Genomic DNA, 26,748 nt, shown 5'->3' on the forward strand with positions numbered 1-26,748 from the left:
GCTCCCGATCGCGCGGCCGGGACGGAGACGAGACGTGACCGAGACGGCCGGCCCCCAGGACGTGCTCGACGCCGGAGCGGCCACCCCTCCTCCCCGCACGCTGGTCGACGTCCTCCGCGACACCGCGGAGCGCCACCCGGACGCCTCCGCCCTGGAGGACCCGGCCGGCGCGCTCAGCTACCGGGAGCTGCTGGCCCGCACGGTGCAGCTCGCGGGCGAGCTCACCGCCGCCGGGGTCCGACGCGGCGACCGCGTCGGGATCCGCATGCCCAGCGGCTCCCGCGAGCTCTACCTCGCGATCCTGGCCGTCCTCGCCGCGGGAGCCGCGTACGTCCCGGTGGACGCCGACGACCCCGAGGAACGGGCGCGCCTCGTCTTCGGCGAGGCCGCCGTCCGCGGCGTGATCACCGGCTCCGGGCGCTTCGAGCGCACCAGCGCCGACGAGCCGGCCGCACGCCTGTTCACCGCGAGCGCGCCGCACCCGAGCACGGCGTCGATCCCGCTGCTGCAGCCGCCCTCGCTCGAGGACGACGCCTGGATCATCTTCACCTCCGGCTCCACCGGAACCCCCAAGGGAGTGGCGGTCAGCCACCGCTCCGCCGCCGCCTTCGTCGACGCTGAGGCGCGCCTCTTCCTCCAGGCGGAGCCGCTCGGCCCCGGGGACCGGGTGCTGGCCGGTCTCTCGGTCGCGTTCGACGCGTCCTGCGAGGAGATGTGGCTCGCCTGGCGGCACGGCGCCTGCCTCGTCCCCGCTCCCCGCTCGCTGGTCCGCAGCGGCATGGACCTCGGCCCCTGGCTGACCACGCACGGCATCACCGTGGTCTCGACCGTGCCGACCCTCGCGGCGCTCTGGCCCGCGGAGTCGCTCGAGAACGTCCGCCTGCTGATCTTCGGTGGCGAGGCGTGCCCGCCGGAGCTCGGCGAGCGCCTGGCCGTCGAGGGCCGCGAGGTCTGGAACACCTACGGGCCGACCGAGGCCACCGTCGTCGCCTGCGCCGCGCCCCTCGGCGGGCCTCCCCCGGTGCGCATCGGGCTGCCGCTGGACGGCTGGCGGCTCGCCGTCGTGGACGCGGACGGGCAGCAGGTCGGCGAGGGCGAGGTCGGCGAGCTGGTCATCGGCGGGGTCGGGCTCGCGCGCTACCTCGACCCGGTCAAGGACGCCGAGAAGTACGCGCCGGCACGTCTCCTGGGCTGGGAGCGGGCCTACCGCTCCGGCGACCTGGTGCGCTTCGAGAGCGCCGGCCTGGTCTTCCAGGGGCGCGCGGACGACCAGGTGAAGCTCGGCGGTCGGCGGATCGAGCTCGGCGAGGTCGAGGCGGCGCTGCAGGCGCTCCCCGGAGTCTCGGGGGCGGCGGCCGCGGTCCGCACCACGTCGGCCGGCAACCAGGTCCTCGTCGGCTACCTGGCCCTCGCCGGCGGCCGGGAGCTCGACCGCGACGCGGCGCTCGCCCGCCTGCGCGAGGAGCTGCCCGCATCCCTCGTGCCGCTGCTGGCCGTGGTCGAGGAGCTGCCGACCCGCGTCTCCGGCAAGGTCGACCGCGCCGCACTCCCCTGGCCGCTCGCCGTGGGCACGACCGAGGACGCCTCCCTCGACCCCGAGGAGGCGTGGCTCGCCGCCCTCTGGCGCGACGTGCTCGGCGTGCCGGTCGACGAGCGGGCGAACTTCTTCGACCTCGGCGGCGGCTCCCTCGCCGCCGCCCAGCTGGTCGCGCGGATCCGCGAGCGCGACCCCGAGTTCACCGTCGCCGACGTCTACGCCCACCCGCGTCTCGCGGCGATGGCCGCCGAGATCCAGAGCCGCTCGACCGGCACTGCGGAGGTGTCCGCTCACCGCATCGCGCCGGTCCCCCTCAGGATGCGCGTGCTGCAGACCCTCCTCGGCGCACCGCTGCTCGTGCTCGGCAGCGCCCGCTGGATCACTGCGATCCTCACCGTCACCGCGGTGCTCGACCTGGTGCCGGGGTTCGGCTGGCTGCCCACCGCTCCGCTCGCCGCGCTGATCCCCGCGTTCGCGCTCTTCCTCACGCCGTTCGGGCGGATGGGGCTCACCGTCCTCGCCGCGCGCACCCTGCTGCGCGGGATCCGAGCCGGAGACCACCCGCGCGGCGGGAGCGTGCACCTCCGGCTCTGGCTGGCCGAGCAGATCGCCTTCCAGCTCAAGGCCGTGAGCCTGGCGGGCGCGCCCTGGGTCGCCTACTACGCCCGCGCGCTCGGCGCCCGCATCGCCGACGACGTCGACCTGCACTCCCTCCCTCCGCTGACCGGGATGCTCACGCTCGGGCGCGGCGCCGCGATCGAGCCCGAGGTCGACCTCTCCGGCTACTGGATCGACGGCGACGTCCTGCGCGTCGGCGCCGTCCGGGTCGGCGCCGGCAGCACGGTGGGCGCGCGCAGCACGCTCCTCCCCGGCGCCCGGATCGGCAAGCACGCGCAGATCGAGCCGGGATCGGCCGTCTTCGGGCGAGTGCCGGCCGGGCAGCGCTGGGGAGGATCCCCCGCCCAGCGGCTCGGCAGGGCGAACGCCGGGTTCCCCTCGGAGCGCCCGGCGCGCCGCCCGGGCTGGGTCTGGGCGTACGGAGCGTCCGCGGTCGGCCTCGCGGCGGTCCCGGTCCTCGCCCTCGCGGCCGGGCTCGCCGTCGTGGCCGCCGCCGTGCGCGGCTCGGCCGGCCTCGGCGCCGCGCTCGGGCCCGCTCTCGTCGCCCTCGTGCCCGCCGTCGCCGTCTCCGGAGTCGTCCTCGCCGCTCTCGTCGTCGTCCTGGTGCGCCTGCTCGGCCGGGGCGTCGAGCCGGGCACCCACCCCGTGCGCGGTCGGATCGGCTGGCAGGTCTGGTCGACGGAGCGGCTGCTCGACTCCGCGCGGGTCCTGCTCTTCCCGCTCTACTCGGGCCTGTTCACCCCGGTCTGGCTGCGGCTCCTCGGCGCGAAGGTCGGACGCGACGTCGAGGCCTCGACGGTGCTGCTCCTGCCCGCGATGACGACCATCCGCGACGGCGCGTTCCTCGCCGACGACACGCTCGTCGCCTCCTACGCGCTCGGCGGCGGCTGGATGCGGCTCGCCCGCGCCGAGATCGGCGAGCGCGCGTTCCTCGGCAACTCCGGCATGGCGGCTCCCGGTCACACCGTGCCCGCCGGCGGTCTCGTCGCCGTCCTCTCCTCCGCGCCCCTGAAGTCGAAGGCGGGCTCGTCGTGGCTCGGCTCACCGCCCGTGCGGCTGCGGCGCACCGTCGTCGAGGCGGAGTCGGCGCGCACCTTCCGTCCCGCCCGCCGACTCCGCGCGGCCCGCATCGCGTGGGAGCTCGGCCGCTTCGTCCCGGTGGTCGTCTCGGTCGCGATCGGCCTCGGCGTGGTCGCCGGACTGCTGGCGCTGATCCAGACGCTCGGGTCGGTGCTCGCCGCGCTCGCGGGTGGCGTCGTCCTGCTGGCCGCCGGGGCGGTCGCCGCGGCCGTCTCCACCGCCGCGAAGTGGATCCTGATCCAGCGGGTCGAGCCGAGCGAGCAGCCGCTGTGGTCCTCGTTCGTCTGGCGGAGCGAGCTGGCCGACGCCTTCACCGAGATGGTCGCCGCGCCCTGGTTCGCCCACGCCGCCGCGGGCACTCCGGCGCTGGTCTGGTGGCTGCGGAGCCTCGGCGCCCGGATCGGACGCGGCGTCTGGTGCGAGAGCTACTGGCTCCCCGAGGCCGATCTGATCTCGCTCGGCGACGGAGCGACCGTGAACCGGGGCTGCGTCGTGCAGACGCACCTGTTCCATGATCGAATCATGAGCATGGATCTCGTGAGCCTCGACGCCGGCGCCACCCTGGGCCCGCACAGCGTGATCCTCCCCGCCGCGCGGATCGCCGAGCACGGCACGGTCGGCCCCGCCTCGCTCGTCATGCGGGGGGAGCTCGTGCCCGCGGGCAGCCGCTGGAGCGGCAACCCGATCGGCCCGTGGCGCGAGGTGCGCGTCGCCGACTACCACGCGCCCGTCGCGTGAGCCCCGCGCTGACCGGGCTCGAGACCGCCGGCGACCCCTACGTCCCCGGCATCGGGAACACCGGCTACCGCGTCGAGTCCTACGACCTCGACCTCGACTACCGCGTCGCCTCGAACCGCCTGGCAGGCCGGGCCGTGCTGCGGATCGTCGCGCTGCAGCCGCTCCGGCGGTTCTCCCTCGACCTCTCCCGGCTCCGCGTGTCCCGCGTCCGGATCGACGGACGCCGCGCCCGCCACGAGCAGGCGCCGCACAAGCTGCGGGTGTCCCCCGCCGAGCCGCTGGCCGCCGGCGAGAGCGTCGACGTCGAGATCGAGTACAGCGGCCACCCCGCCCCCCGCGCCAGCCACTGGGGCGAGCTCGGCTGGGAGGAGCTGGAGGACGGGGTGCTCGTCGCCTCGCAGCCCTCCGGCTCCTCCACCTGGTTCCCCTGCAACGACGACGTCGCCGAGAAGGCTCCGTACCGCCTGCGCGTCACCGCCGAGGAGGGCTACGCCGTGCTCGCGAACGGGGTGCTCGTCGACTCGAGCGCCCGCTCCGGCCGCCGCACCTGGCTCTACGAGCAGCGCGAGCCCAGCGCCGCGTACCTCGCCTCGGTGCAGATCGGCCGCTACGCGATCGAGGAGCGCGTGCTCGCCGGGGTCACGGTGACCCTCGCCCGCCCCGCCGCCCTGGCCTCTCGGGTCGCGCACGACTTCGCTCCGCTCGAGCGCATGCTCGCCCTGTTCACGCGGCTGTTCGGGACCTACCCCTTCGCCCGCTACTGCGTCGTCGTCACGGCGGACGAGCTGGAGATCCCGCTCGAGGCGCAGGCGATGGCGGTGTTCGGCGCCAACCACGCCGACGGCCGCGGCGGCTCGGAGCGCCTCATCGCTCACGAGCTCGCGCACCAGTGGTTCGGCAACAGCGTGGGCATCGCCCGGTGGCGCCACATCTGGCTCAACGAGGGGTTCGCCTGCTACGCGGAGTGGCTGTGGTCGGAGGAGTCGGGCCGCGCCACCGCCGACGCCTGCGCCCGCCGCCACCACGCGGTGCTGCGGGCTGCGGCGCAGGATCTCGTGCTCGCCGATCCGGGGCCGGTCGCGCTCTTCGACGACCGCGTCTACAAGCGCGGCGCGCTCACCCTGCACGCGCTGCGGCTCACCGTCGGCGACGAGCACTTCCTCCGGCTGCTGCGGGAGTGGACGTCCCGCTACGCCTCCGCCGCCGTCACCGACGAGGAGTTCCGCGAGCTCTGCACCGAGGTCCTCGGCGAGGGCGTGGACGACCTGCTCGACGCCTGGCTCCTCGACGAGGAGCTGCCGCCGCTACCGCCCGGGCGCTGACACCAGCGAGTCCGCGAGCGCGTCACCGTGCTCGCGCCGCCAGCCGATGATGGGCCCGGCGCCCGCGTCCCCCATCGGCCCGAGGGCGACGCTGACCCGCAGCGCGGGGTCCAGCTGCGGCTCGGCCAGCCGGAAGCGGACGCCGTCGATCCGCGCCTCCGCCGCGTGGTGCGACTCGTGCACGTGCACCCGGCGCGGGTCGAGCTCGAGCCCGCGGCCGTCCGCCTTCAGAGCGGCCTCGATCCGGGTCCAGTGCAGGACGGGGTCGGCGGGGCGCATCCCGCCCGTGGCGAAGGGCGCTCCGGCGATGCGCGTGATCCGCTCCCCGCGCTCGGGCGTGCCCAGCGTCGGCTCCACATCGACGCCGACCGCACCCGCGCTGCTCGCCGCGACCACGACGGCGCCCGCGCAGTGCGCGATGCTCACCGACAGCAGCTCGAGCGCGACCCCGCGTCCCTTCAGCCGCGGCCGTCCGTGCGCGCCCCCGCAGCGCGGGCAGCACGCGACGACCCGGACCTCCGACGCGCGCGTCCCCGTGAGCTCGGCCGCGAGCATCCGCAGGAGCACCCGCCCGAAGACGAAGCGCTCGGCCGCCGACGCGGCGACCGTGCCGGCGTAGCGCTCGCGCTCCTCGTCGCTCAGCAGCGGCAGCAGCCGCTCGGCGTCCAGCGTCTGCTCGTCGAGCGCCAGCCAGCGCAGGTGCACCCCCGGCAGCTCCGCGCCGATCCCCGACTCCCCCATGTCCGTCCCCCCGGTCAGCTCGTCGCGGCGTGCTCGCCGCGCTCGTACACGTCCGCGGCCGATCCGACGATCAGCGGGTCCGGACCCAGCGGGCCCACGACCTCCTCGTCGCGTCCGTCGTAGTCGTAGAGGCTCAGGACGTAGCGCATGGCCTCGAGCCGGGCGCGCTTCTTGTCGTTGCTCTTCACGATGGTCCAGGGAGCGTCGGCGGTGTCGGTCGCCGCCATCATCGCCTCCTTGGCCGCGGTGTAGTCGCCCCACTTGTCGAGCGAGGCGAGGTCCATCGGCGAGAGCTTCCACTGGCGCACGGGGTCGATCATGCGGATCGTGAACCGGGTGCGCTGCTCCTCCGCCGAGACCGAGAACCACAGCTTCACCAGGTCGATGCCGTCGCCGACGAGCATCCGCTCGAACAGCGGCGTCTGGCGGATGAACTCGTCGTACTGCGCCGGCGTGCAGAAGCCCATCACGCGCTCCACGCCGGCCCGGTTGTACCAGGAGCGGTCGAAGAGGACGATCTCGCCGGCGGCCGGCAGGTGCGAGACGTAGCGCTGGAAGTACCACTGACCGGCCTCGCGCTCGGTCGGCTTCTCGAGCGCGACCACGCGGGCTCCGCGCGGGTTGAGGTGCTCGGTGAAGCGCTTGATGGTGCCGCCCTTGCCCGCGGCGTCGCGCCCCTCGAACACGACCACGAGTCGGCGCCCGTGCTTCTTGATCCAGTTCTGCAGCTTCAGCAGTTCGATCTGGAGGAGGCGCTTGCCCGCCTCGTACTCCTCGCGCGACATCCGCTCGTCGTAGGGGTAGCCCTCGCGCCAGGTGTCGATCTGCGTGCCGTCGCGGCGCAGGAGCACCGGATCGTCGTCGTCCTCGTCCAGCACGACGAGGTCCCGCGCGTCGGCGGGCGTGAGCGTGCGGAGCAGCTCGGGAGTGGGACGGAGGGCGTCATCGGCGGTGTCGGGCACGGAGGGACGCTAGTGCGCCCGTGCGACGCTCCGGTGAACGGCGGGTATCCCCGCGTCTGCGGGGAGGACGGTCGGACGGGCTGCCGCGCCGATCGCGGTCCCGGCCGCCGGATGCGCAGGCTGATCACGGCGGCTGTACGCAGCCGAGGCTGCAGTGCTCGATCCGGGGCGCTCCCGCGAGGATCGACCGGCTCCGCCTCGTCTCGGGACGGCGTCAGCCGGTGAACGCCGCAGGAGGCAGGTCGGTCTCGCCGCCCTCGACCGCGTCGAGCAGCCGGTCGACCACGTCCTGCGGCGCCAGACCCGCGCCGAAGCGGGGCGCGTCTCCCGCGAGCGGGTGCCGGGACAGCTCGGTCTCGGTGTGGCCGGGGCGCGCGTCGAGCAGGAGGACGCCCGCCCGCTTGTACTCGCGGGCCGAGGCCTTCACGAAGGAGTGCAGTGCCGCCTTCGAGGCGGAGTACGCGGCGAGTCCCGCGGTCGGAGCCTCCGCCACCACGCCGCTGATGGTCAGCGCGAACGGCTCGCGCCCCTCGCCCGCCGACGCGACGAGCGACGGCAGCGCGGCGGTCAGCACCCGGATCGGCGCCAGCGCGTTCACCTCGACGAGCTCCTCCAGAACGGCCGGATCGAGCTCGGCGGAGGGCCCGAAGGCCACGACGCCCGCGGCCACGACGACGCCGTCGAGGCGCCCGTGCCGCTCGAGCACCTCGGCGACCACGCGCCGGGGCTCGTCCTCCCCGCGCAGGTCGGCGACCAGGGGTGTCTCGCCGAGCGCCGCGGAGTCGCGCCCCGAGCGCACCGCGACGGCACCGCGCGCCTCCAGCGAATCGGCCAGGAGGCGGCCGAGGCCGCCCGAGGCTCCGAGGACGAGGACGACGGCACCGTCGAGACGAGTCATGTGGCGAGCCTAGACGGGTGCGCTGTCGCGGATCGGCACTACCGTCCGAGCGACCGGGCCCCTACCGTGAGGCCCATGACACGGCTGCAGAGCCGTGCCGTGCTGCAGCGCCTGCTCGAGGTCCTCGAGGATCCCGCCCCCGTCACCATCGGCCACGCGCGTCACGTCCGGATGCTCGTCCGCGAGGCTCTGGAGTGGATCGCCGGCCCTCGGGCGCAGGAGTCCGGTGCGTGGAGCGGCCCCGCTTCGGGAGAGCCCGCGGCCGCGCTCGCCCCGAGGATCCCGCCGCCACGGACCCGGGTCTCTGACGCTCCCGCCCTCCTCGTAGACTCGTTCGCCGGAGGAACGGGGGGTCGATGGACGAGGGTGCGCCGGCGGGCTGGTACCGCGACGAGGCCGATGCGGCCGAGATGCGCTGGTGGGACGGCAGGCGGTTCACCGGGGCGCGCCGCTCCGCGCAGGACAGTGCCGCGGTGGTGCGGGACGCACCCGTCACCCCCGTCACGGAGCGCGTCGACTACCGGCTCCCGAACGCCGACGGCGCCCCGAGCGTCGACGCCCTCGCCGAGGCCGAGCGGATCGAGGAGATCGCCGATCTGATCGGCCGCACGCTCGAGCAGGGCGAGATCGACGAGCGGACCCTCGAGGTCGACCTGATCCCCGAGCCCGACCACCCCACCGGCCTCGACGCCGTCTCGGTCCGGGCCGGCGGCCGCGTCCTCGGCTACCTGCCGAACGCCTCCGCCCACCGGGCCGCTCTCGACCGGGTCGTGGCGAGCGGAGCCGTCCCGGTCACGACCGCGCGCCTCCGGGTCGAGCGCGGCGAGGAGGGCCTGCGGGCCGTCCTCCGCGTCGCCCTGGTCGCCCCCGAGCTGCTCGTGCCGCTCAACGAGCCGCCCGTCGAGCGCCACTCGATCCTCCCCTGGTCGCGGGGCCTGCCGGTCCTGCGCGAGGACGAGCACTTCGCCCGCCTCTCGACGGTCGTTCCGGCGAGCGGCCGCGGCCTGCTGCTGGTGACCCTGCACCCGGCCGGCGACCTCGTCGAGCTCCGTCTCGACGGCGAGCGGGTGGGCGAGCTCTCCCCGACCCTCTCGGCGGATTTCACCCCGACCCTCCGCCACCTCGCGAGCCTCGGTCTCACCGCCGCCGCCTACGCCTCCCTCCGCGGATCCCCGCTGAAGGTCGAGCTCACACTGCAGGCCGCGAAGGCCGCGGAGCTGCCCGCCGAGTGGGTCGACGGCCGTCCGGTCACTCTCCCCCGACTCCTCCCGCCGGCCCGGACCTACACCGTCCCGCCCGCGTACACGCCGCCGCTGCGTCCCACTCCCCGCAGCTCGGAGGCGGTCTCCCGTTCGGTCCGCCGGACCGTCGCCTGGGTGGTCGTCGGCGTCTGCACCCTCGTCGGGCTGTCGAGCTGGCTGATCGGGGACGTGCTGAACTGAGCAGGACGGGGCAGACGTCAAAGGACGTGACCGACGTCGCGATGGATTCCCGAGGTCGGCGACCCCGCACCGCCACGAGAAAGCGCCCGGCTCGCGGATCCGGGAGTCCGAGCGGACCGGGCGCCTCGAGCCGAGTAGGTCATCCTAGACGTTGAAGCGGAACTCCACGATGTTCCTCAACCGAAAGCTATCAACGAGGCCGACCGTCGATGCAACTTCTGCCGTTCCAAACAACCTGGGCGGGGCCAGTTGACCTTCGCTCTAGCATCTCGGCCCTCTCCTCGAACGTCTTCAATGACCCCGCCGGCAGGATGGTTGCTTACCCGCACATCTTTCGCCTCACTTCTGCTGGCGCAGATCCGGTGAGAGTGAAGACAATTAGTGTGCGCGCGAGGTAGGCTCAGCTGCTTGATCTAAGACTGGGGGTAAGTGTGCGCGCATGGATGGTTCGAGCGGGAGCCGACGGGCAACGCGAGCAGGAGGCACTCGCCGAAGGGACTCTGCTGCCGGGTTGGACTGCAGTACGTGCCGATCTTTCCGAATTCCAGTCACAGCACACCCTAAAAACCGAGCTTCGATCGGTTTACGGGGAGACGAAGAGTGAGCGGACGCTGGGTAGTTGGGCAGGCCAGATGTGGCGCTTCGTGAACGTAATGGCCGACGGAGATGTCGTCATCATGCCTATGAAGAGCGATTGGGGCAAGGTTGCAGTCGGCCGCATCATCGGCCCTTATAAGTTTGACCCAAACGCTGCGCCGGGGTGCCAGCACACACGCCCCGTCAATTGGTCGCGAGAGCTTCGACAAAAGGACGCGCTCGGACCGGACCTGCAAGCGTCTCTCGGGGCACTGCCGACTCTGTGCGAACTTTCACGCAATGACGCTGCGCACCGATTTGACATTGTCTTTCAGCAAGGCAGTGATCCGCGAGCTCCTTCGTCTGAGGAGTCGGCCTCCGAGGAGTACCTCGCGGGCATCGCGGCAGAGGTCGAGCAGGGTGAGCACCCTGTCACCATCGTCCGAGATCTTCTCGCACGATGGGGCTACTTTCGGCGGACGTCGACTAGCATCGAGGTTATCACTACGGCGCTGAGTGATTATGGACTTCTAGCTGTGCCTGCAATCACTGAAGGTACGATTGACGATGAGATTCAATTCGCCGCCGATGGGACGCCGGAAGCGGATAGCCCTGACGATTCTCGAATTCGGGAGCAAGTCGAGGTTAGCGAAGAAGAAATCGACAGCGCGAAACGCACAACCCAGGATGTCATTAGTGGCGAGATCCGCTACGCCGTGGGTAGCCTTCCCAGCGCAAGCACGGACGTCGCAGCAGTCGAAGCAAGCACTAGCCTTCCCGAAGCACTCACGAGGATGGCTGTGGAATCTTATTCACAGCTTGCCGTTGTGGATGACGCTAGTCGACTCATTGGTGCTCTGACATGGGAGTCAATCGCTATGGCATGGGCTTCGGGCAATCCTAAGAGTGTGAGAGATGCCATGGTTGAAGCTCAATCCGTAGCCACTTCCGAGGAACTTCTTAGCCTAACAAGCCGAATCTCCGATTACGGCTATGTTTTTGTCCGAGACGCCGACGGCCGCGTACAGGGAATTGTGACTGCTGCCGACCTGACGAAAAAGTTTGGCGATGACCAAGCTCCTCTAATTCAGCTAGATGAGATTGAGAAGCGGCTTGGTACGCACGTGCGAGCGCACTGCTCCGACCAGGAATTGATCGAGAACGACGTGAGAGTGCCGAATACCGGCAAAACGCTCGGGACCTACGTTTTGGCCCTCAAACGCCAGCCGCTGTGGGACAAGCTTGGGTGGCGCGGCGTCGACCAGGGCATGATGTATTCCCTCATGGACCGCGTCCGCACGATTCGGAACGATGTTATGCATTTTTCCCCCGACCCCATCACGCTCCAAGAACTCAACACGTTAGCGAGTGCTATGCGGATGCTTCGGCTGATCACTGAAGACGGAAAATGAAAGCCTCGGCAGTTGTTAGCATTTGCACTGGTCTAGCGAGTACTTAAAGCCTCTTCAGCTTTCCACGAAAGGGAAGCGCGGGAGCGACTCGAACCAGTCAATTGTCGTGCGCGGCAAATGGCCAACTTGCTCGCAGCCTGATTAAAGGTGCCTACCGGCATCGACTGATTGCGTCTTGGCATGTGGTCGACTCCGGCGGCCCACGGCGAGAGCGGCAGAATTAGTGCGCAATGGAGACCTAGATTGCCAAGCTCGCGGCATTTATCGGATCAAAACACCGCTGAAACACTATTACTCGCTGCTTCGCACGACGATGCACAAATAAGGGAGTGTCTCCCTCAGTTGTTGAAGCGGAACTCCACGACGTCCCCGTCCTGCATGACGTAGTCCTTGCCCTCGATGCGGGCCTTGCCCTTCGCGCGGGCCTCGGCGATCGAGCCGGTCTCGACGAGGTCGTCGAACGAGATGATCTCGGCCTTGATGAAGCCCTTCTGGAAGTCGGTGTGGATGACACCGGCGGCCTGGGGCGCGGTCCAGCCCTTCCCGATGGTCCAGGCGCGCGTCTCCTTCGGGCCGGCCGTGAGGTACGTCTGGAGGCCCAGGGTGTCGAAGCCGATGGTCGCGAGCTGGTTGAGGCCCGACTCCGTCTGGCCGGTCGACTCGAGCATCTCGGCGGCGTCGGCCTCGTCGAGGTCGATCAGCTCGGACTCGATCTTGGCGTCGAGGAAGATCGCCTTGGCCGGCGCGACGAGCGCCGAGAGCTCGGCCTTGCGGCCGTTGTCGGTCAGCACGGCTTCGTCGACGTTGAAGACGTAGATGAAGGGCTTGGCGGTCAGGAGGCCCAGCTCGCGGATCGGCTCGAGGTCGATCGAGGAGGCCGACAGCGGCTTGCCCTGGTCGAGGAACTCGCGCGCCTTCTTCGCGGTCTCCACCACGATCGGCTCGATCTTCTTGCCCTTGAGCTCCTTCTCGTAGCGGGCCTCGGCCTTCTCAAGGGTCTGGAGGTCGGCGAGGACGAGCTCGGTGTTGATGGTCTCCATGTCGCTCGCGGCGTCGACCTTGCCGTCGACGTGGACGACGTCGGAGTCCTCGAAGCCGCGGATGACCTGCGCGATGGCGTCGGCCTCGCGGATGTTCGCGAGGAACTTGTTGCCCAGGCCCTCGCCCTCGGACGCGCCGCGCACGATGCCGGCGATGTCGACGAAGGAGACGGGCGCGGGGAGGATGCGCTCGGAGCCGAAGATCCCGGCGAGCACCTCGAGGCGGGAGTCGGGCAGGTTCACCACGCCCACGTTCGGCTCGATCGTCGCGAACGGGTAGTTCGCCGCGAGCACCGTGTTCTTGGTCAGTGCGTTGAAGAGCGTCGACTTGCCGACGTTGGGGAGACCGACGATTGCGATAGTGAGAGCCACGGGCATCCATCCTACGGCGTGGCGGCGGACGGGCCGGGCGGGCGGGTCGCGGAGGAACGGGAGGCGCCCGGTGCGCGGCCGGCGGGCGCCCACGGCCGCCCCGCGGCGACGCGCGCGCGACGCTCCCTGCGGCGTCGGAGGTGCGTGAGAGGCTGGAGCGTGCCCATCGACTTCACCGCCATCGACTTCGAGACCGCCAACTCGCACGGGGCCTCCGCCTGCTCCGTCGGGCTCGTCAAGGTCCGCGACGGCCGCGTCGTCGACCGCGCCGGCTGGCTCATCCGCCCGCCGCTGGGGTACGACGACTTCCTCGAGTGGAACACGCGGATCCACGGCATCCGCAAGCACGACGTGCACGCCGCCGCCTCCTGGGTCGACCAGTTCGCCGACCTGGCGGCCTTCGCCGGCGAGGACGTGTTCGTCGCGCACAACGCCGGCTTCGACATGGGCGTCATCCGCGCAGCCTGCGCGGCGACCTCCCTCGAGCACCCCGAGTACGACTACCTCTGCTCGCTGCAGCTCGCCCGCAAGACGTACGAGCTCGACTCCTACCGCCTCCCCGTCGTCGCCATGGCCGCGGGCTTCGAGGACTTCCGCCACCACGACGCGTCGGCCGACGCCGAGGCGTGCGCCGCGATCGTCGTGCACGCGGCCCGGCGGCACGGCGCCGCGAGCATGGCCGAGCTCGGCGAGCTGGCCGGCGTCTCCGTGAAGCGCCTGCGCCCGAAGGCCCCCGTCGCCGCCTGACGTCCGTCATGCCGAGCCGGCTCGAGACGATCGGCTCAGCCGCGGGGGTCGCCGAACCAGGTGCTGAAGATGCGCCAGAAGTTCCGGTTCCCGTAGGCCGAGCAGTCGTCGCCCTCGCCGTAGAGGTTCGCGAGCGCCGCCGCATTCGGCTGGTACGGCGTGTAGTAGTAGAGACCCGCCGTGGCCGCGTTGGCGATCGTCACCGGGGCGGTACCGCAGGACTCGTCCGGGGAGTAGCGGACGTCGCCGGCCGCGCCGACCGGGTACCAGTCGAAGCTCGAGTCCGGATTCCGGTAGCGCTGGAACTGCCACGCCGCTCCGTACACCTGCGCGGCGAAGCCGTAGGAGTCCGTGTCGCAGTCCGCGGTGTCCGGGCAGCCGTAGCCCGTGGCGCTGCGGAACTGCCGCTCGCTCGGCTCCGGATCGGTCACGAGCGACTGCTCCTTCTGCAGCAGCACCAGGAGGACGGCGGGATTCACGCCGCACGCGCCGGCGACCGAGGTGATGATCTCCGCGGCCGGGACGTCGCGTCCGGCGGGCAGCGCATCGCACTGCTCGTCGGCCGTGATCGCCGCGGTGTCCTCGGCGTAGTCGCGCAGGCACGGCACCGGCCCGCCCGCGCAGTCGGGGACGCGGGCGTCGAGGAACGCCTGCACCGTGAGCGGTCCGAGCGCGTCGCCGGCGAAGAAGACCTCGTCGGAGATCAGGTCGCCCGGGTCGAAGTCGGCCGCGACGGGGCCCGGCTGGAGGAAGGTCCACAGCCGGACGGTCTGCGGCTCGGACGGCACCGCGGCGAGGCGCGTGCCGTCGACGGACCCTCCCAGCAGGAGCGCCACCAGCGCCCCGACGACGGCGACCGCACCGCCCCGCCGGCGTCGGACGCCGGTCGGGGACGGTGCGGTCGGGGTCATCCCTCCACGCTAGTGGCGGGGCCGCGGGCGATCAGCCGCAGGGGGTGAGGCGCGCGACGTCCTCCGAGAGGGTCGTGGGACCGCCGAGGAGGACGACCCGTTGCGCTCCCGACTTCGCGATGTCGGTCAGGACGGCGCGGGGCACGCAGTTCGTCGGCACGGCGAACAGCGGGCTGTTCGAGTAGCCCGCCGCCGTGGCTCCGGCGAGGGCGTCGGGGAAGTTCTCGCCCGTCGCCAGGAACACGGTCTTGGCCCTCGAGAAGGCGGCACGGTTCAGCTGCTCCGAGGTGTCGTAGCGGTCGACCCCGCCGATGCGCTTCACGCTCGGCACGCCGAGCGAGTCCACGATGCCGTCGCTCACCGAGAGAGCGCTGCCCGCGACGGTGAGGTCCTGCACCTTGAGCTTCGAGAGGATGCCCTTCGTCACGGCGTCGGCCGTGCCGCCGGTGCCGTTGACGAGGACGACGGGAGCGTTCACCGAGCCGGCTGCCGCGCTCGCGCCGAGCGCGTCCGGGAACTTCTCCCCGGTCGCCAGCCAGGCGCGCGAGGATCCGCCGGAGAAGGCGTACTGGATGATCTTCCTCGAGGTGTCGTAGCGGTCGGTCCCGCCGAGTCGCTGGATCGCCGGGGTGTAGTCCTTGAGCTGGTCGTACACGCCCTTGCCGACGCTGAGCTCCGATCCGACGACGACGATCTCCGCGGGCTTCAGGCGGGCGAGCTCGTCGCGGACGGGCTGCGACATGCCGTCGCGGTCGACCAGGAGCAGCGGACCGCCCTGCTTGGCCGCGGCCGGGGCGGCGCTCAGCGCGTCGGGGAAGTTGGCGCCGGTCGCGATGTAGACGACGGGGACGTTCGGGCCGAAGACGGCCTTCGAGATCTCGACGGCGGTGCCCTGGCGGTCGGTGCCGGCCAGGCGCGAGACGTCGATCCCGGCCGACGTGCTCACGGTCGAGCAGCCGAGGTCCTTCCGGCCGGGGCCGCGGGAGTCGCCCGAGCCGACCCAGCGGTTCCACTCGACGGAGTCGGCGGAGACGCAGACCTGGTAGGCGCCGGGCGCCGAGACGGGCGTGGTGGCGCCGAAGCCGTGCGCGCGGCCTGCGACGGAGTACTCGCCCGGGATGTCGCCGCGGTCGCCGTTCGCGGTCTGCGTGCGGACCGTGCGGGTGCCGTCGGGGCCGGTCACGGTGACCGTCGTGCTCAGAGCGGCCTGCTGCGTCGTCGGGTCCACGGCCCAGCCGGACACGCTCAGCGTGCTGCCCGAGATGCGCGGGGCGTCGACGCGGCCCGCGGGGGCGATCCCCGCGTTGGCCAGGGTGCCGTTCGGGTTCCAGTCGCTGAAGAGGTACCAGAAGTTGATGTTGCCGTAGGTCGCGCAGTTGGCGTTGCCGGAGCCGGTGAGCGCGTAGTCGTTGGGCTGGTACGGCGTGTAGTAGTAGAGGTCGGCCGTGGCCTGGTTGCGGATGGTGACCGGCGAGGAGCCGCACGCGGTGCTCGGGTAGTAGGCGACGTTCGGCGTCGTGCCCGGAGCGTAGGTGGTGAAGTTCGAGCCGGAGCCGGGGGGGTTGGCGTAGCGCTTGAACTGGCGGGCCGCGCTGTAGACCTGCGTGAAGAAGCCCGCCGAGCCGGGGTCGCACGCCGCGGTGTCCGGGCAGTTGTAGCCGGTCGCCTTGGCGTAGTCCTCGGGGCTCGGCGTCGCGTCGGTGACGAGGCTCCGCTCCTTCTGCACGAGCACGACCAGGGCCAGCGGGTTGATGCCGCAGGCCAGGCCGACGCGCGTGAAGATCGAGGCCGACGACTCGCTGCCGGAGCCCTGGTAGGCGCTGCACATCGCGTCCGCCGCCTTGGACGGCGTCGCCTGCGAGAAGTTCTTGAGGCAGGGGGCGGTGCCGGCGGTGGAGCACCGGCTGCCCTTCTCGTCCAGGAGCGACTGCATCTGACCGGTGCTCAGCGCGTCGCCGTCGAAGAACTGGGCGTCGCTGACGATGAAGCCGGCGCGGAAGCTCTTCGTCTCCTCGGCGCTGTACTGCGTCGACTGGTCCGGGACGCCGAGGTCGGCGCGGTCGAGGGACGCGTCGAGAGCGCCGGTCTCGACCGAGACGGTCGACGGCGCGTCCTCGGCGGCGGAGGCGGAGGTGATCGGGACGAGGGCGGTGCCGAGCCCGACGGCGAGAGCGAGCGCGGCCGTGAGCAGGCGCGATGAGCGGTGGTGATTCCCCATGATCGCGAAGTCTACGAGGCGGTCGCAGGGCGTCCTGGCCCTCGTTCGGTGGTCGTGGCGCGTCGATCGCTCGATGTCGGAGGTGCGTGGTGTCATCGGCGGCATGGATCTCTCCTTCGTCCTCGGCCTGGTGGTCGGCGCGCTCCTCGCGGGAGTCGTGGCCGTCCTCCTCGCCCGCTCCCGCACGCCCGACGCCGCCCTCGCCCTCGACCTCGCGACGGCCCGCGCCCGCGCTGAGGGCCTGGAGGAGCGGCACGAGGCCGTCGTCGAGCAGCACCGCGAGCACCTCGGCTCCGCCCGCGACCAGATCCGCGAGCTCCAGGAGCAGCTGCGCGTCGTCGCTGAGCGCGAGCGGCACGACGCGCGCATCCTGCAGACCCTCTCCCCCGTCGCCGAGAGCCTGCGCGGCATGCAGGAGGCGGTCGGCCGGCTCGAGCGCGAGCGCGCCGCCCAGTTCGGGGCGATCACCGAGCAGCTCGAGGGACAGCGGGCGGCGGGCGAGCAGCTGCGCTCGACGACCGAGACCCTCGCGTCCGCGCTCCGCTCCACCACGAGCCGCGGCGCCTGGGGCGAGACGCAGCTGCGGAACGTCGTCGAGGCCGCCGGGCTCACCCAGCGGGTCGACTTCGACGTGCAGTTCGGGCTCGAGGGCGAGGCGGGCCGCGGCCGCGCCGACATGGTGGTCCGCCTGCCCGGCGGCAAGGCGATCGCGGTGGACGCCAAGGTGCCGTTCGACGCGTACCTGGAGGCGAGCGCGATCCCCGCGGGCGCCGGCGGAGAGGAGGAGGCGCGGCGCGCAGGGCTCCTGCGCGCGCACGTCCGCGCCCTCCGCGGCCACGTGGACGCGCTGGCCGCCCGCTCCTACTGGACCGGTCTCCCGGCGAGCCCCGAGTTCGTCATCGCGTTCGTGCCGAGCGAGCCGCTGCTCGCGAGCGCGCTCGACGCCGACCCGAGCCTGCTCGAGTACGCGTTCCGCAAGCGCGTCGCCCTCGCCTCGCCCGTGACCCTGTGGTCGGTGCTGAAGACCGTCGCCTACACCTGGCAGCAGGACGTGCTCACCGACGACGCCAAGCGCCTGCTCGACCTCGGCAAGACGCTCTACGCCCGTCTCGGCACCCTCGCCGACCACGCCGAGGGCCTGCGCCGCTCGCTCGAGAAGACGGTCGACTCCTACAACGCCTTCGCCGGCTCGCTCGAGAGCCGCGTGCTGGTCACCGCGCGCCAGTTCGACTCCCTCGACGAGTCGCGCGTCATCGCCCCGGTCGGAGGAGTCGCCTCCTCGCCGCGCCGCCTCACCGCCGTCGAGCTGCTCGCCGCGGAGGACGGGTCCGAGCGGAGCGCGTAGGGTCCCGGGTCCCCGCTGAGCGAGCACCGGGCGTGCAGGCCGGGCGCGAGCGGCGCCGTCCATCCGGCTCGACACCCGGACGACCGCAGCTCGCGACGGCGCTCCACCTCCGCGGCTCGGCGGAGGAGCGCCCGCGAGGCGTCTCGAGACCCGCCGCGGCCCCGCCCGCTCGCCTCGGTGACCGAGGCCGGTGTCCTTCCGCGTCCTGCACGCCGAGACGCCGCCGCACTCGTCGAGTGCGCCGTCAGCGGGGCGGCGCCTCGGCAGCAGTGCGGCGTCTCTGAGAGAGCGTGACGGCCTAGACCCACTTCTCCGCGAGGTGCTGGGCGGTCACGCGGCGGATGGTGCCCGAGCGGGAGCGCAGCACGATGGACTCCGTCGTGATGACGTGGCCCTCCTTGCGCACGCCCTTCACGAGCCCGCCGTTCGTCACTCCGGTCGCGACGAAGTAGGTGTTGTCGCTGCGGACGAGGTCGTTGGCGTGGAGGACGCGATCGAGGTCGTGGCCGGCGTCGATGGCGCGCTGGCGCTCGTCGTCGTCCTTCGGGCGGAGGATGCCCTGGATCACTCCGCCGAGCGCGCGGATGGCGCAGGCCGTGATGATGCCCTCGGGCGTGCCTCCGGTGCCGACGCACATGTCGAGTCGGGAGTCGTGGCGAGCGGCGTTGATGCCGCCCGCGACGTCGCCGTCGAGCAGGAGGCGCGTGCCGGCTCCGGCCGCGCGGATGTCCTCGATCAGCTGAGCGTGGCGCGGGCGGTCCAGCACCGCGATGCGCATCTCCTCGACGGGCTTGCGCTTGGCGCGGGCCAGGGCGCGGATGTTCTCGCCGATCGGGCGCTGGATGTCGATGATCCCGACGCCCTCGGGCCCGGTGACGATCTTCTCCATGTAGAACACGGCGGAGGGGTCGAACATCGCGCCGCGGTCGGCGACGGCGATCATCGAGAGCGCGTTCTGGCGCCCGGCCGCGGTCAGCGAGGTGCCGTCGATCGGGTCGACGGCGATGTCGGCGGCGGGCCCCGAGCCGTTGCCGACGTGCTCGCCGTTGAAGAGCATGGGCGCGTTGTCCTTCTCGCCCTCGCCGATCACGACGACTCCGTCGAAGTTCACGGTCCCGAGGAAGGTGCGCATGGCGTCGACCGCTGCGCCGTCGGCGGCGTTCTTGTCGCCCTTGCCGATGAAGGGCACGGCGCGGATCGCGGCGGCCTCGGTGGCGCGGACGAGCTCCATGCCGAGGTTGCGGTCGGGGTGGAGGTAGAGCGAGTCGTTGTCGATCACAGAGCGGAGTCCTTCGTCGTCGAGTTCGTGCACGTCGTCGCAGGACCCGCGGAGCGGATCCCCATCCCTGCCCGAAGCCTAGTCCAGGGCCCTCCACGGGCGGAGGGACCGCGGAGGGGCGCCTCGCTAGACTCGTCCGCGACGCGGGCCTCGCCCGACCCCCCTTCGTTCATCCGTCAAAGGAGATGCCATGCCCGTCGCTACCCCGGACCAGTACGCAGAGATGCTCGACAAGGCGAAGGCGGGCGGCTTCGCCTACCCGGCGTTCAACGTCTCGTCGTCGCAGACGATCAACGCGGTCCTCCAGGGCCTCACCGAGGCGGGCTCGGACGGCATCATCCAGGTCACCACCGGAGGCGCGGACTACTTCGCCGGCCACACCGTGAAGAACCGCGCGGCAGGCGCGATCGCCTTCGCGAGGTTCGCGACCGAGGTCGCCAAGAACTACCCGGTCACGGTCGCGCTCCACACCGACCACTGCCCGCAGAACGCGCTCGAGGGCTTCGTCTACCCGCTGATCGCCGCCTCCGAGGAGGAGGTCAAGGCCGGTCGCGAGCCGCTCTTCCAGTCGCACATGTGGGACGGCTCCGCGATCCCGCTCGACGAGAACCTCGCCATCGCGAAGGAGATCCTCCCGCGCGTCAAGAACATCAACGCCATCCTCGAGGTCGAGATCGGCGTCGTCGGCGGCGAGGAGGACGGCGTCTCGCACGACATCAACGAGCACCTCTACACCACGCTCGACGACGCGATCGCGACCGTCGAGGCCCTCGGCTTCGGCGAGCAGGGCCGCTACATGGCCGCCCTCACCTTCGGCAACGTCCACGGCGTCTACAAGCCGGGCAACGTCCGACTGCGCCCGGAGCTGCTCCGCGAGATCCAGGACGGCCTGCAGGCGAAGTACGGCACCGGTGCGCTCCCCCTCGACCTCGTCTTCCACGGCGGCTCGGGCTCGACCGACGAGGAGATCGCCGAGGCGGTCCGCAACGGCGTCGTCAAGATGAACATCGACACCGACACGCAGTACGCGTTCAGCCGCTCCGTCGCGGACACCGTGCTGAAGAACTACGACGGCTTCCTCAAGGTCGACGGCGAGGTCGGCAACAAGAAGGTCTACGACCCGCGCTCGTGGGGCAAGATCGCCGAGACCGCGATGGCCGCGCGCGTCGCCGAAGCGACCCGTCAGCTCGGCTCGGCCGGGAACTCCGGGAAGTAGGGCACCGCTCCGTGACGAACGCACACGATCAGCCGGGCGACAGGCGTCCGGAGCCGCAGTACGGCGAGTACGCGCCGCCCGGCTGGTCGTGGCAGCCGCCGGAGGACGCCGTGGTCGTCCCCGACCCGAGGGGGTCGGAGACCGATCCGAGGCCCGCGACCGCTCCGGCCGCGAAGCCGGTCGCGCATCCCGTCGACCGCCTGCTCACGATCGTGCTGCTCGCGCTCGGCGTGTTCTTCGCCGTGCCGACGCTGCTCGATCCCTCGAGCTTCGCGACGACCCTCCAGGAGCTCTACCGCTCCCAGGGCATCGGCACCTACGCGTCGCCGGAGCTCGCGCGGATCCTCGGCGTCGTGGTGGCGCTCGCCCAGTCGCTGATCGTCGCCTTCGCGGTGTGGATCTCGATCCGACGGCTCCGCGCGGGGAAGCGCGCCGTGCTCGTCCCGATCCTCGGGATCGCGGCGACCGTGCTGCTCTCCCTGATCGTCGCGGCGATCGCCATCCTGGGCGACCCGACGTTCGCGGAGTACGTCACGCGCATGTCGGGCTCGCAGGGCGGCGCGGGCACCGACGTCTAGCGTCGATCCCCGTTCCACCGCACACGGAAGAGGCCGCCGCTCCCGAGGGAGGGCGGCCTCTTCCGTGTCCGGGCCGGAACGCTCTAGGCGCCCGCTCCCGCGCTGATGCGTCCACCGACGCCGCGGGCGTCGCGCTTGCCGGCGACGTCCTTGCGCAGCTCCTTGGGGAGCGAGAACATCAGGTCCTCCTCCGCCGTCTTGACCTCCTCGACATCGCCGTACCCGGCGGCGGCGAGGTCGTCGAGGACCTCCTGGACGAGCACCTCGGGCACCGAGGCGCCGCTGGTGACGCCGACGGTGCGGATGCCCTCGAGCCACTCCTGCTTGATCTCGCTCGCGTAGTCGACCCGGTAGGCGGCCTTCGCGCCGTACTCGAGGGCGACCTCGACGAGGCGCACGGAGTTGGAGGAGTTCGCGGAGCCGACGACGATGACCAGCTCGGCGCCCGCGGCGACCTTCTTGATCGCGACCTGGCGGTTCTGCGTGGCGTAGCAGATGTCGTCGCTCGGCGGGTCCTGCAGGTTGGGGAAGCGCTCGCGGAGGCGGCGCACCGTCTCCATCGTCTCGTCGACCGAGAGCGTCGTCTGCGAGAGCCAGACGACCTTGTCCGGGTCCTTCACGACGATGTTCGGCACGTCGTCGGGGCTGCCGACGAGGGTGACGTGATCGGGGGCCTCGCCCGCGGTGCCCTCGACCTCCTCGTGGCCCTCGTGGCCGATGAGGAGGATCTCGAAGTCGTCGCGCGCGAAGCGGACGGCCTCGCGGTGCACCTTCGTCACCAGGGGGCAGGTCGCGTCGATCGCCTGGAGACCGCGGTCGGCCGCGCCCTGGACGACGGCCGGTGAGACGCCGTGCGCGCTGAAGACGATGTGCGATCCCTCGGGCACCTCGTCGACCTCGTCGACGAAGATCGCGCCCTGGCTCTCGAGCGTGGAGACGACGTGCACGTTGTGCACGATCTGCTTGCGCACGTAGACCGGGGCACCGTAGTGCTCGATGGCCTTCTCGACGGCGACGACCGCGCGGTCGACTCCGGCGCAGTAGCCGCGGGGCGCGGCGAGGAGGACGCGCTTGCGGCCCTCGACGGGGACGTCGCGCAGACGCCCTGTGGCGCGGGGCATGCGCGGCATGGGCAGGCTGATCGGGACTTGGCTCACCCCCTGATTCTACGTGGTGCATCCTGTGCCCGGGCCGTCCCGGTGTCGGACCCGTCCCGTACCGTTGTCGTCGCGGGAGGGCACTCCCGCTCCCCCGTCCCTCCGAGCAGAGGCAGCGATGACCGACGCCCCACCCACCGCCGACGCACCCTGGCCGGTCGGCCTGCTCGCCAGCAAGATCAAGGGCTGGATCGAGCGCCTCGGGACCGCGTGGGTCGAGGGCGAGATCACCCAGTGGGGCGCGTCCGGCGGCAACGTCTACGGGAAGCTGAAGGACCTGTCCGGAGACGCGACGGTCGGCTTCACCGTCTGGTCGTCGGTGCGGAGCCGCCTCCCGGCCGACCTCAAGCAGGGCGACCGGGTCATCGCGCTGGTGAAGCCCAACTACTGGGTCAAGGGCGGCACGCTCTCGATGCAGGTCTTCGAGATGCGCCACGTCGGCCTGGGCGATCTGCTGGAGAAGCTCGAGCGGCTCCGCCGGCAGCTCGCGTCGGAGGGGCTGTTCGACGCCTCCCGCAAGAAGCCGCTGCCGTTCCTCCCGCACGGCGTGGGCCTCATCACCGGCAAGGACTCGGACGCCGAGAAGGACGTGCTGCGGAACGCGCAGCTGCGCTGGCCGGCCGTGCGCTTCCGGGTGGTCCACTCGGCCGTGCAGGGCGACCGGACGGTCCCGGAGGTGCTCTCGGCCCTGCGGACCCTCGAGGCCGACGACAGCATCGACGTGATCGTGATCGCCCGCGGAGGCGGTGACTTCCAGAACCTGCTCGGCTTCAGCGACGAGGCGCTCGTGCGCGCCGTCGCCGCCTGCTCCACTCCGGTCGTCAGCGCGATCGGCCACGAGGCCGACCGCCCGCTGCTCGACGACGTCGCCGACCTGCGCGCCTCCACTCCCACCGACGCCGCGAAGAGGGTCGTGCCCGACGTCTCCGACGAGCTGCTGCGCGTGCAGCAGGCCCGGCTGCGGATGACCGGCCGCGTGAGCGGGCTCGTCTCGCACGAGATCGACCGGCTCTCGCAGCTGCGCTCGCGGCCGGTGCTCGCCCAGCCGCACGTGCTGGTCGATCGGCACTCCGAGGAGCTGACCCGCTGGGTGGCGCGCGGCGCCGAGCTGGTGGACCGCCGCCTCGAGCGCGCGCACCTCGAGGTCGAGCGCCTGCACGGCCACCTGCGCGCCCTCTCCCCCCAGCACACCCTCGACCGCGGCTACGCGATCGTCCAGAACGCGGCCGGGCACGTCGTCCGGGCGCCCGGCGACGCACCGGCCGGCGGCGCACTCGTCCTCACGCTCGCGGAGGGAGCCGTCGGCGCCCGCTCCGAGGGGCCCACCGGCGATCCCGCCGGCCGGTCCTGAGCCCGCCGCGCCACCCGTCCCCCCTCAGCCCCGATCGATAGGATCAGACCCATGCCCGACTCCCCCGACGCCCCGGCGACCGACTCCGACGTCTCGGGATTCTCCTACGAGCAGGCGCGCGACGAGCTCGTCCGCGTCGTGTCCGAGCTCGAGCAGGGCAGCTCCACCCTCGAGCGCTCGCTCGCCCTGTGGGAGCGCGGCGAGGCCCTCGCCGCCCGCTGCGAGGAGTGGCTGATCGGAGCACGCGCCCGGCTGGACGCGGCCCGCTCCGGAGGGGCGGCCGCCGGATGAGCCGCGCGAAGCCCGCGCGGGTCGTCGCCGAGCTCGGGCGCCCGGAGACGGCGGCCGAGACGGCCGCCCGCAAGGCCGAGAACTCCCGGCTCTACCGTCAGCGCAAGACGGTCAACAACCTCGTCTTCTCGCTGCTCGCGACCGTCGGCGCCGTAGCGCTCATCGTCCTGCTCGTCCCCCGCGGCGACACCGTGGAGCTCTCCTCGGTCGACGTCCCCCGCGTCGCCGCACAGGTCCAGCTGGGCGAGGAGCAGACGCTCGCCGTGCCCTCCCTGCCCGAGGGCTGGAAGGCCAACGCGGCCGAGCTCCGCCGCGAGAACGGCACCGACTACTGGTACGTCGGCCTGATCACCCCGAAGGCGGGCTACATCGGCCTGAGCCAGGGGCTCGACGCGGACGCGGCCTGGGTCGCGACGCAGCTCGACCGCCGGGCGGCGACCGGCGTCGAGACGATCGACGGCCGCGACTGGACCGTCTACGACCACCGCGACTCCGGCGACGACACCGGCAACACGCCCTACGCACTCGAGACGACGGAGGGCTCCAGCACCTACCTCGTCTACGGCACGGCCCCGACGGACGAGATCCGCCTGGTCGTCGACGCCATCACCCCGCAGATCGGCCAGGAGGAGTCCCGATGAGCCTCGGAACCAGCAGCACCGTCCCCCGCGAGTCCCGCCCGCCGGCGTGGGTCTGGAAGGAGATGCTCCGCGGCAACCAGCGCTTCGTCGCCGGCGAGCCCCGCCACCCCCGCCAGGACGTCGAGCGCCGCGCCGAGCTCGCCGCCGCGCAGGCCCCGCTCGCCGCGCTCTTCGGCTGCAGCGACTCCCGCCTCGCGGCCGAGATCATCTTCGACCTGGGGCTCGGCGACCTCTTCGTCGTCCGCAACGCCGGCCAGGTGATCGCCGACTCCATCATCGGCTCGCTGGAGTACGGCGTCGCCGTCCTCGGCGTGAAGGTGCTGCTCGTGCTCGGCCACGACGAGTGCGGAGCGGTCCGGGCGGCGATCCAGTCGCAGGCGCCCGGCGCCGAGCGGCTCCCCCCGCACATCGAGCACCTGATCGAGCCGATCATCCCCGCGGTGCGCCGCCTCGTGGGCGCCCAGCCGGACGGCCGCGTGCTCGTCGACCCGTCGGCGACCGACGCGCTGGCCGTCGGCCGCGAGCACCTGCGCGACACGGTCGCCGAGCTGCTCCAGCGCTCCCCGCTGATCGCCGACGCTGTCGCGACCGGGCGGCTCGCCCTCGTGGGCGCCAACTACCGGCTCTCGGACGGCACCGTGATGTCCGATGTCGTGCTCGGCATCGATCCGCCCGAGCTCAGCCCCTACGTCTCCGAGCTGGAGCGCGACTCCGGCTCGGCCTCCTCCGCCGCCGCTCCGAGCGCGGTGGGATCGGATCCCGCGTGAGCGGCTCCGGACAGCACAGCACCAACCGATCAGACAAGGACGAACACAGCGTGGTGGATCACTCCCCGACCGACGACTCCGGCGACTTCCGCATCGAGCACGACACGATGGGCGAGGTGCGGGTCCCCCGCGACGCCCTCTACGCCGCGCAGACCCAGCGGGCGGTCGAGAACTTCCCGATCTCCGGTGCGGGCCTCGAGCCTGCCCAGATCGCGGCCCTCGCCCGCATCAAGAAGGCGGCGGCGCTGGCCAACGCCGAGCTGGGCGTGCTCGACGCCGACATCGCCACGGCGATCGCCGACGCGGCCGACCTCGTCGTCGGGGGCGGCTACGACGCGCACTTCCCGATCGACGTGTACCAGACCGGCTCGGGCACGTCCTCGAACATGAACATGAACGAGGTGCTGGGCTCGCTGGCGACCACGGCCCTCGGCCGCACCGTGCACCCGAACGACCACGTCAACGCCTCGCAGTCCTCCAACGACGTGTTCCCCACCTCGGTCCACGTCGCCGTCACCGGCGCGCTCATCGAGTCGCTGATCCCCTCGCTCGAGCAGCTCGCCGAGTCGCTCGAGGTCAAGGCGGAGCAGTGGGCCGAGGTCGTCAAGGCCGGCCGCACCCACCTGATGGACGCCACCCCCGTCACGCTCGGCCAGGAGTTCGGCGGCTACGCCGCGCAGATCCGCCTCGGCATCGAGCGCGTGCAGTCGGCGCTCCCCCGCGTCGCCGAGGTCCCGCTCGGCGGCACCGCGGTCGGCACCGGGATCAACACCCCCGCCGGCTTCCCGCAGAAGGTCATCGCGCGCCTCGCGGAGGAGACGGGCCTGCCCGTCACCGAGGCCCGCAACCACTTCGAGGCCCAGGGCGCGCGGGACTCGCTGGTCGAGGCCTCCGGAGCGCTGCGCGTGCTCGCGGTGAGCCTGACCAAGATCAACAACGACCTCCGCTGGATGGGCTCCGGCCCCAACACCGGCCTCGGAGAGCTGCGGATCCCCGACCTCCAGCCCGGATCCTCGATCATGCCCGGCAAGGTGAACCCGGTGATCCCAGAGGCCGTCCTCATGGTCTGCGCGCGCGTGATCGGCAACGACGCCACCATCGCCTGGGCGGGCGCCTCGGGCGCCTTCGAGCTCAACGTCGCGATCCCCGTCATGGGGACGGCGCTGCTGGAGTCGATCCGCCTGCTCGCGAACTCCGCCGTGCTGCTCGCCGACAAGACCGTCGACGGCCTCGAGGCCGACGTCGAGCACGCCCGCGCCCTCGCCGAGTCCTCCCCCTCGATCGTCACGCCGCTCAACAAGGTGATCGGCTACGAGGCCGCCGCCAAAGTCGCGAAGAACTCGGTCGCCAAGGGGATCACCGTCCGAGAGTCGGTCGTGGACCTCGGCTTCGTCGAGCGCGGCGAGGTGACGGAGGAGCAGCTCGACAGCGCCCTCGACGTCATGTCGATGACCCACCCCGGCTGAGCCCGGCCCTCCGACGGCCCGTCCCTGCGCTCGGCGCGGAGGC

Annotated in this window: 21 protein-coding genes; 13 read left to right on the top strand and 8 right to left on the bottom strand. The window is 72.0% G+C overall.

Annotated elements, in window-relative coordinates:
• Positions 1 to 34: 34 nt before the first annotated feature.
• Positions 35 to 3,973 (top strand): Pls/PosA family non-ribosomal peptide synthetase, encoded by a 3,939-nt coding sequence (locus tag GSU40_RS10675; protein ID WP_244229454.1) that lies wholly within the window; start codon positions 35 to 37, stop codon positions 3,971 to 3,973.
• Positions 3,970 to 5,295 carry a M1 family metallopeptidase gene (locus GSU40_RS10680; protein WP_244229455.1) on the top strand — a complete coding sequence of 442 codons (1,326 nt, stop codon included), beginning with the start codon at positions 3,970 to 3,972 and terminating at the stop codon, positions 5,293 to 5,295. Before GSU40_RS10675 ends, GSU40_RS10680 begins: the two co-directional genes overlap by 4 nt.
• Here the strand turns inward: GSU40_RS10680 and GSU40_RS10685 are convergent.
• The 3 genes from GSU40_RS10685 to GSU40_RS10695 form a co-directional block, all read right to left on the bottom strand.
• Positions 5,278 to 6,036: a hypothetical protein gene (locus GSU40_RS10685; RefSeq protein ID WP_160034933.1), complete on the bottom strand. Its 759-nt coding sequence runs from the start codon at positions 6,034 to 6,036 to the stop codon at positions 5,278 to 5,280. The two genes, GSU40_RS10680 and GSU40_RS10685, sit on opposite strands and share 18 nt — an antisense overlap.
• Before the next feature lie 14 nt (positions 6,037 to 6,050).
• On the bottom strand, positions 6,051 to 6,911 hold the full coding sequence (gene ppk2, locus GSU40_RS10690; RefSeq protein ID WP_244229668.1) for a polyphosphate kinase 2: 861 nt from the start codon (positions 6,909 to 6,911) through the stop codon (positions 6,051 to 6,053).
• A gap of 301 nt (positions 6,912 to 7,212) precedes the next feature.
• A complete protein-coding gene (locus tag GSU40_RS10695; RefSeq protein WP_104255094.1) occupies positions 7,213 to 7,896 on the bottom strand; it encodes an SDR family oxidoreductase in 684 nt (227 codons plus the stop codon).
• A gap of 356 nt (positions 7,897 to 8,252) precedes the next feature.
• Here GSU40_RS10695 and GSU40_RS10700 point away from each other — a divergent pair, with 356 nt between their 5' ends.
• A complete protein-coding gene (locus GSU40_RS10700; RefSeq protein ID WP_160034935.1) occupies positions 8,253 to 9,338 on the top strand; it encodes a DUF2510 domain-containing protein in 1,086 nt (361 codons plus the stop codon).
• Between the two features lie 431 nt (positions 9,339 to 9,769).
• Positions 9,770 to 11,326, top strand: a complete 1,557-nt coding sequence (locus GSU40_RS10705; protein ID WP_160034937.1) for a CBS domain-containing protein — start codon at positions 9,770 to 9,772, stop codon at positions 11,324 to 11,326.
• Positions 11,327 to 11,664: 338 nt separating this feature from the next.
• Here the strand turns inward: GSU40_RS10705 and ychF are convergent, their stop codons facing one another.
• Positions 11,665 to 12,738: a redox-regulated ATPase YchF gene (ychF, locus tag GSU40_RS10710; RefSeq protein ID WP_160034939.1), complete on the bottom strand. Its 1,074-nt coding sequence runs from the start codon at positions 12,736 to 12,738 to the stop codon at positions 11,665 to 11,667.
• A 159-nt stretch (positions 12,739 to 12,897) separates the two neighbouring features.
• Between ychF and GSU40_RS10715 the strand changes: the two genes are divergently transcribed.
• Positions 12,898 to 13,485, top strand: a complete 588-nt coding sequence (locus GSU40_RS10715) for an exonuclease domain-containing protein (protein ID WP_104224410.1) — start codon at positions 12,898 to 12,900, stop codon at positions 13,483 to 13,485.
• A 35-nt stretch (positions 13,486 to 13,520) separates the two neighbouring features.
• On the opposite strand, the gene GSU40_RS10720 is transcribed toward GSU40_RS10715, so the two are convergent.
• Together GSU40_RS10720 and GSU40_RS10725 are read right to left on the bottom strand one after the other, a co-directional pair.
• The gene (locus tag GSU40_RS10720) at positions 13,521 to 14,396 is read right to left on the bottom strand and encodes a hemagglutinin (protein WP_160034941.1); all 876 of its coding nucleotides are present in this window, start codon (positions 14,394 to 14,396) and stop codon (positions 13,521 to 13,523) included.
• Between the two features lie 31 nt (positions 14,397 to 14,427).
• Complete coding sequence (locus GSU40_RS10725; RefSeq protein WP_160034943.1) at positions 14,428 to 16,614, bottom strand: cell wall-binding repeat-containing protein; 2,187 nt, start codon at positions 16,612 to 16,614, stop codon at positions 14,428 to 14,430.
• Positions 16,615 to 16,717: 103 nt separating this feature from the next.
• On the opposite strand from GSU40_RS10725, the gene GSU40_RS10730 reads away from it, so the two are divergent.
• Positions 16,718 to 17,959, top strand: coding sequence for a DNA recombination protein RmuC (locus GSU40_RS10730; RefSeq protein ID WP_208543311.1), 1,242 nt, complete (start codon positions 16,718 to 16,720; stop codon positions 17,957 to 17,959).
• A 298-nt stretch (positions 17,960 to 18,257) separates the two neighbouring features.
• Here GSU40_RS10730 and glpX read toward each other — a convergent pair whose 3' ends face one another.
• Positions 18,258 to 19,190 carry a class II fructose-bisphosphatase gene (glpX, locus tag GSU40_RS10735; protein WP_097165697.1) on the bottom strand — a complete coding sequence of 311 codons (933 nt, stop codon included), beginning with the start codon at positions 19,188 to 19,190 and terminating at the stop codon, positions 18,258 to 18,260.
• Positions 19,191 to 19,428: 238 nt separating this feature from the next.
• On the opposite strand from glpX, the gene fbaA reads away from it, so the two are divergent.
• Positions 19,429 to 20,454, top strand: a complete 1,026-nt coding sequence (gene fbaA / locus GSU40_RS10740) for a class II fructose-bisphosphate aldolase (RefSeq protein WP_104224414.1) — start codon at positions 19,429 to 19,431, stop codon at positions 20,452 to 20,454.
• 11 nt (positions 20,455 to 20,465) lie between these two features.
• Positions 20,466 to 21,032: a DUF6264 family protein gene (locus GSU40_RS10745; RefSeq protein WP_104224415.1), complete on the top strand. Its 567-nt coding sequence runs from the start codon at positions 20,466 to 20,468 to the stop codon at positions 21,030 to 21,032.
• Between the two features lie 83 nt (positions 21,033 to 21,115).
• On the opposite strand, the gene GSU40_RS10750 is transcribed toward GSU40_RS10745, so the two are convergent.
• Positions 21,116 to 22,162, bottom strand: a complete 1,047-nt coding sequence (locus tag GSU40_RS10750) for a 4-hydroxy-3-methylbut-2-enyl diphosphate reductase (RefSeq protein WP_104225527.1) — start codon at positions 22,160 to 22,162, stop codon at positions 21,116 to 21,118.
• Between the two features lie 145 nt (positions 22,163 to 22,307).
• Between GSU40_RS10750 and xseA the strand changes: the two genes are divergently transcribed.
• Genes xseA through GSU40_RS10775 form a run of 5 tightly spaced genes read left to right on the top strand, consistent with a single transcriptional unit; the run spans position 22,308 to position 26,705 of the window.
• The gene (gene xseA, locus GSU40_RS10755) at positions 22,308 to 23,540 is read left to right on the top strand and encodes an exodeoxyribonuclease VII large subunit (protein WP_104224417.1); all 1,233 of its coding nucleotides are present in this window, start codon (positions 22,308 to 22,310) and stop codon (positions 23,538 to 23,540) included.
• A gap of 51 nt (positions 23,541 to 23,591) precedes the next feature.
• Positions 23,592 to 23,831, top strand: a complete 240-nt coding sequence (locus GSU40_RS10760) for an exodeoxyribonuclease VII small subunit (RefSeq protein ID WP_104224418.1) — start codon at positions 23,592 to 23,594, stop codon at positions 23,829 to 23,831.
• Positions 23,828 to 24,472, top strand: coding sequence for a DUF4245 domain-containing protein (locus GSU40_RS10765; RefSeq protein WP_104225525.1), 645 nt, complete (start codon positions 23,828 to 23,830; stop codon positions 24,470 to 24,472). Before GSU40_RS10760 ends, GSU40_RS10765 begins: the two co-directional genes overlap by 4 nt.
• On the top strand, positions 24,469 to 25,239 hold the full coding sequence (locus tag GSU40_RS10770) for a carbonic anhydrase (RefSeq protein WP_208543312.1): 771 nt from the start codon (positions 24,469 to 24,471) through the stop codon (positions 25,237 to 25,239). The genes GSU40_RS10765 and GSU40_RS10770 overlap by 4 nt, the downstream gene beginning before the upstream one ends.
• A 50-nt stretch (positions 25,240 to 25,289) precedes the next feature.
• On the top strand, positions 25,290 to 26,705 hold the full coding sequence (locus tag GSU40_RS10775; protein ID WP_104224420.1) for a class II fumarate hydratase: 1,416 nt from the start codon (positions 25,290 to 25,292) through the stop codon (positions 26,703 to 26,705).
• The last annotated feature ends 43 nt before the right edge of the window (positions 26,706 to 26,748 follow it).

Origin of the sequence: Rathayibacter sp. VKM Ac-2805 (assembly GCF_009834265.1) — a bacterium.
Taxonomy (GTDB): domain Bacteria; phylum Actinomycetota; class Actinomycetes; order Actinomycetales; family Microbacteriaceae; genus Rathayibacter.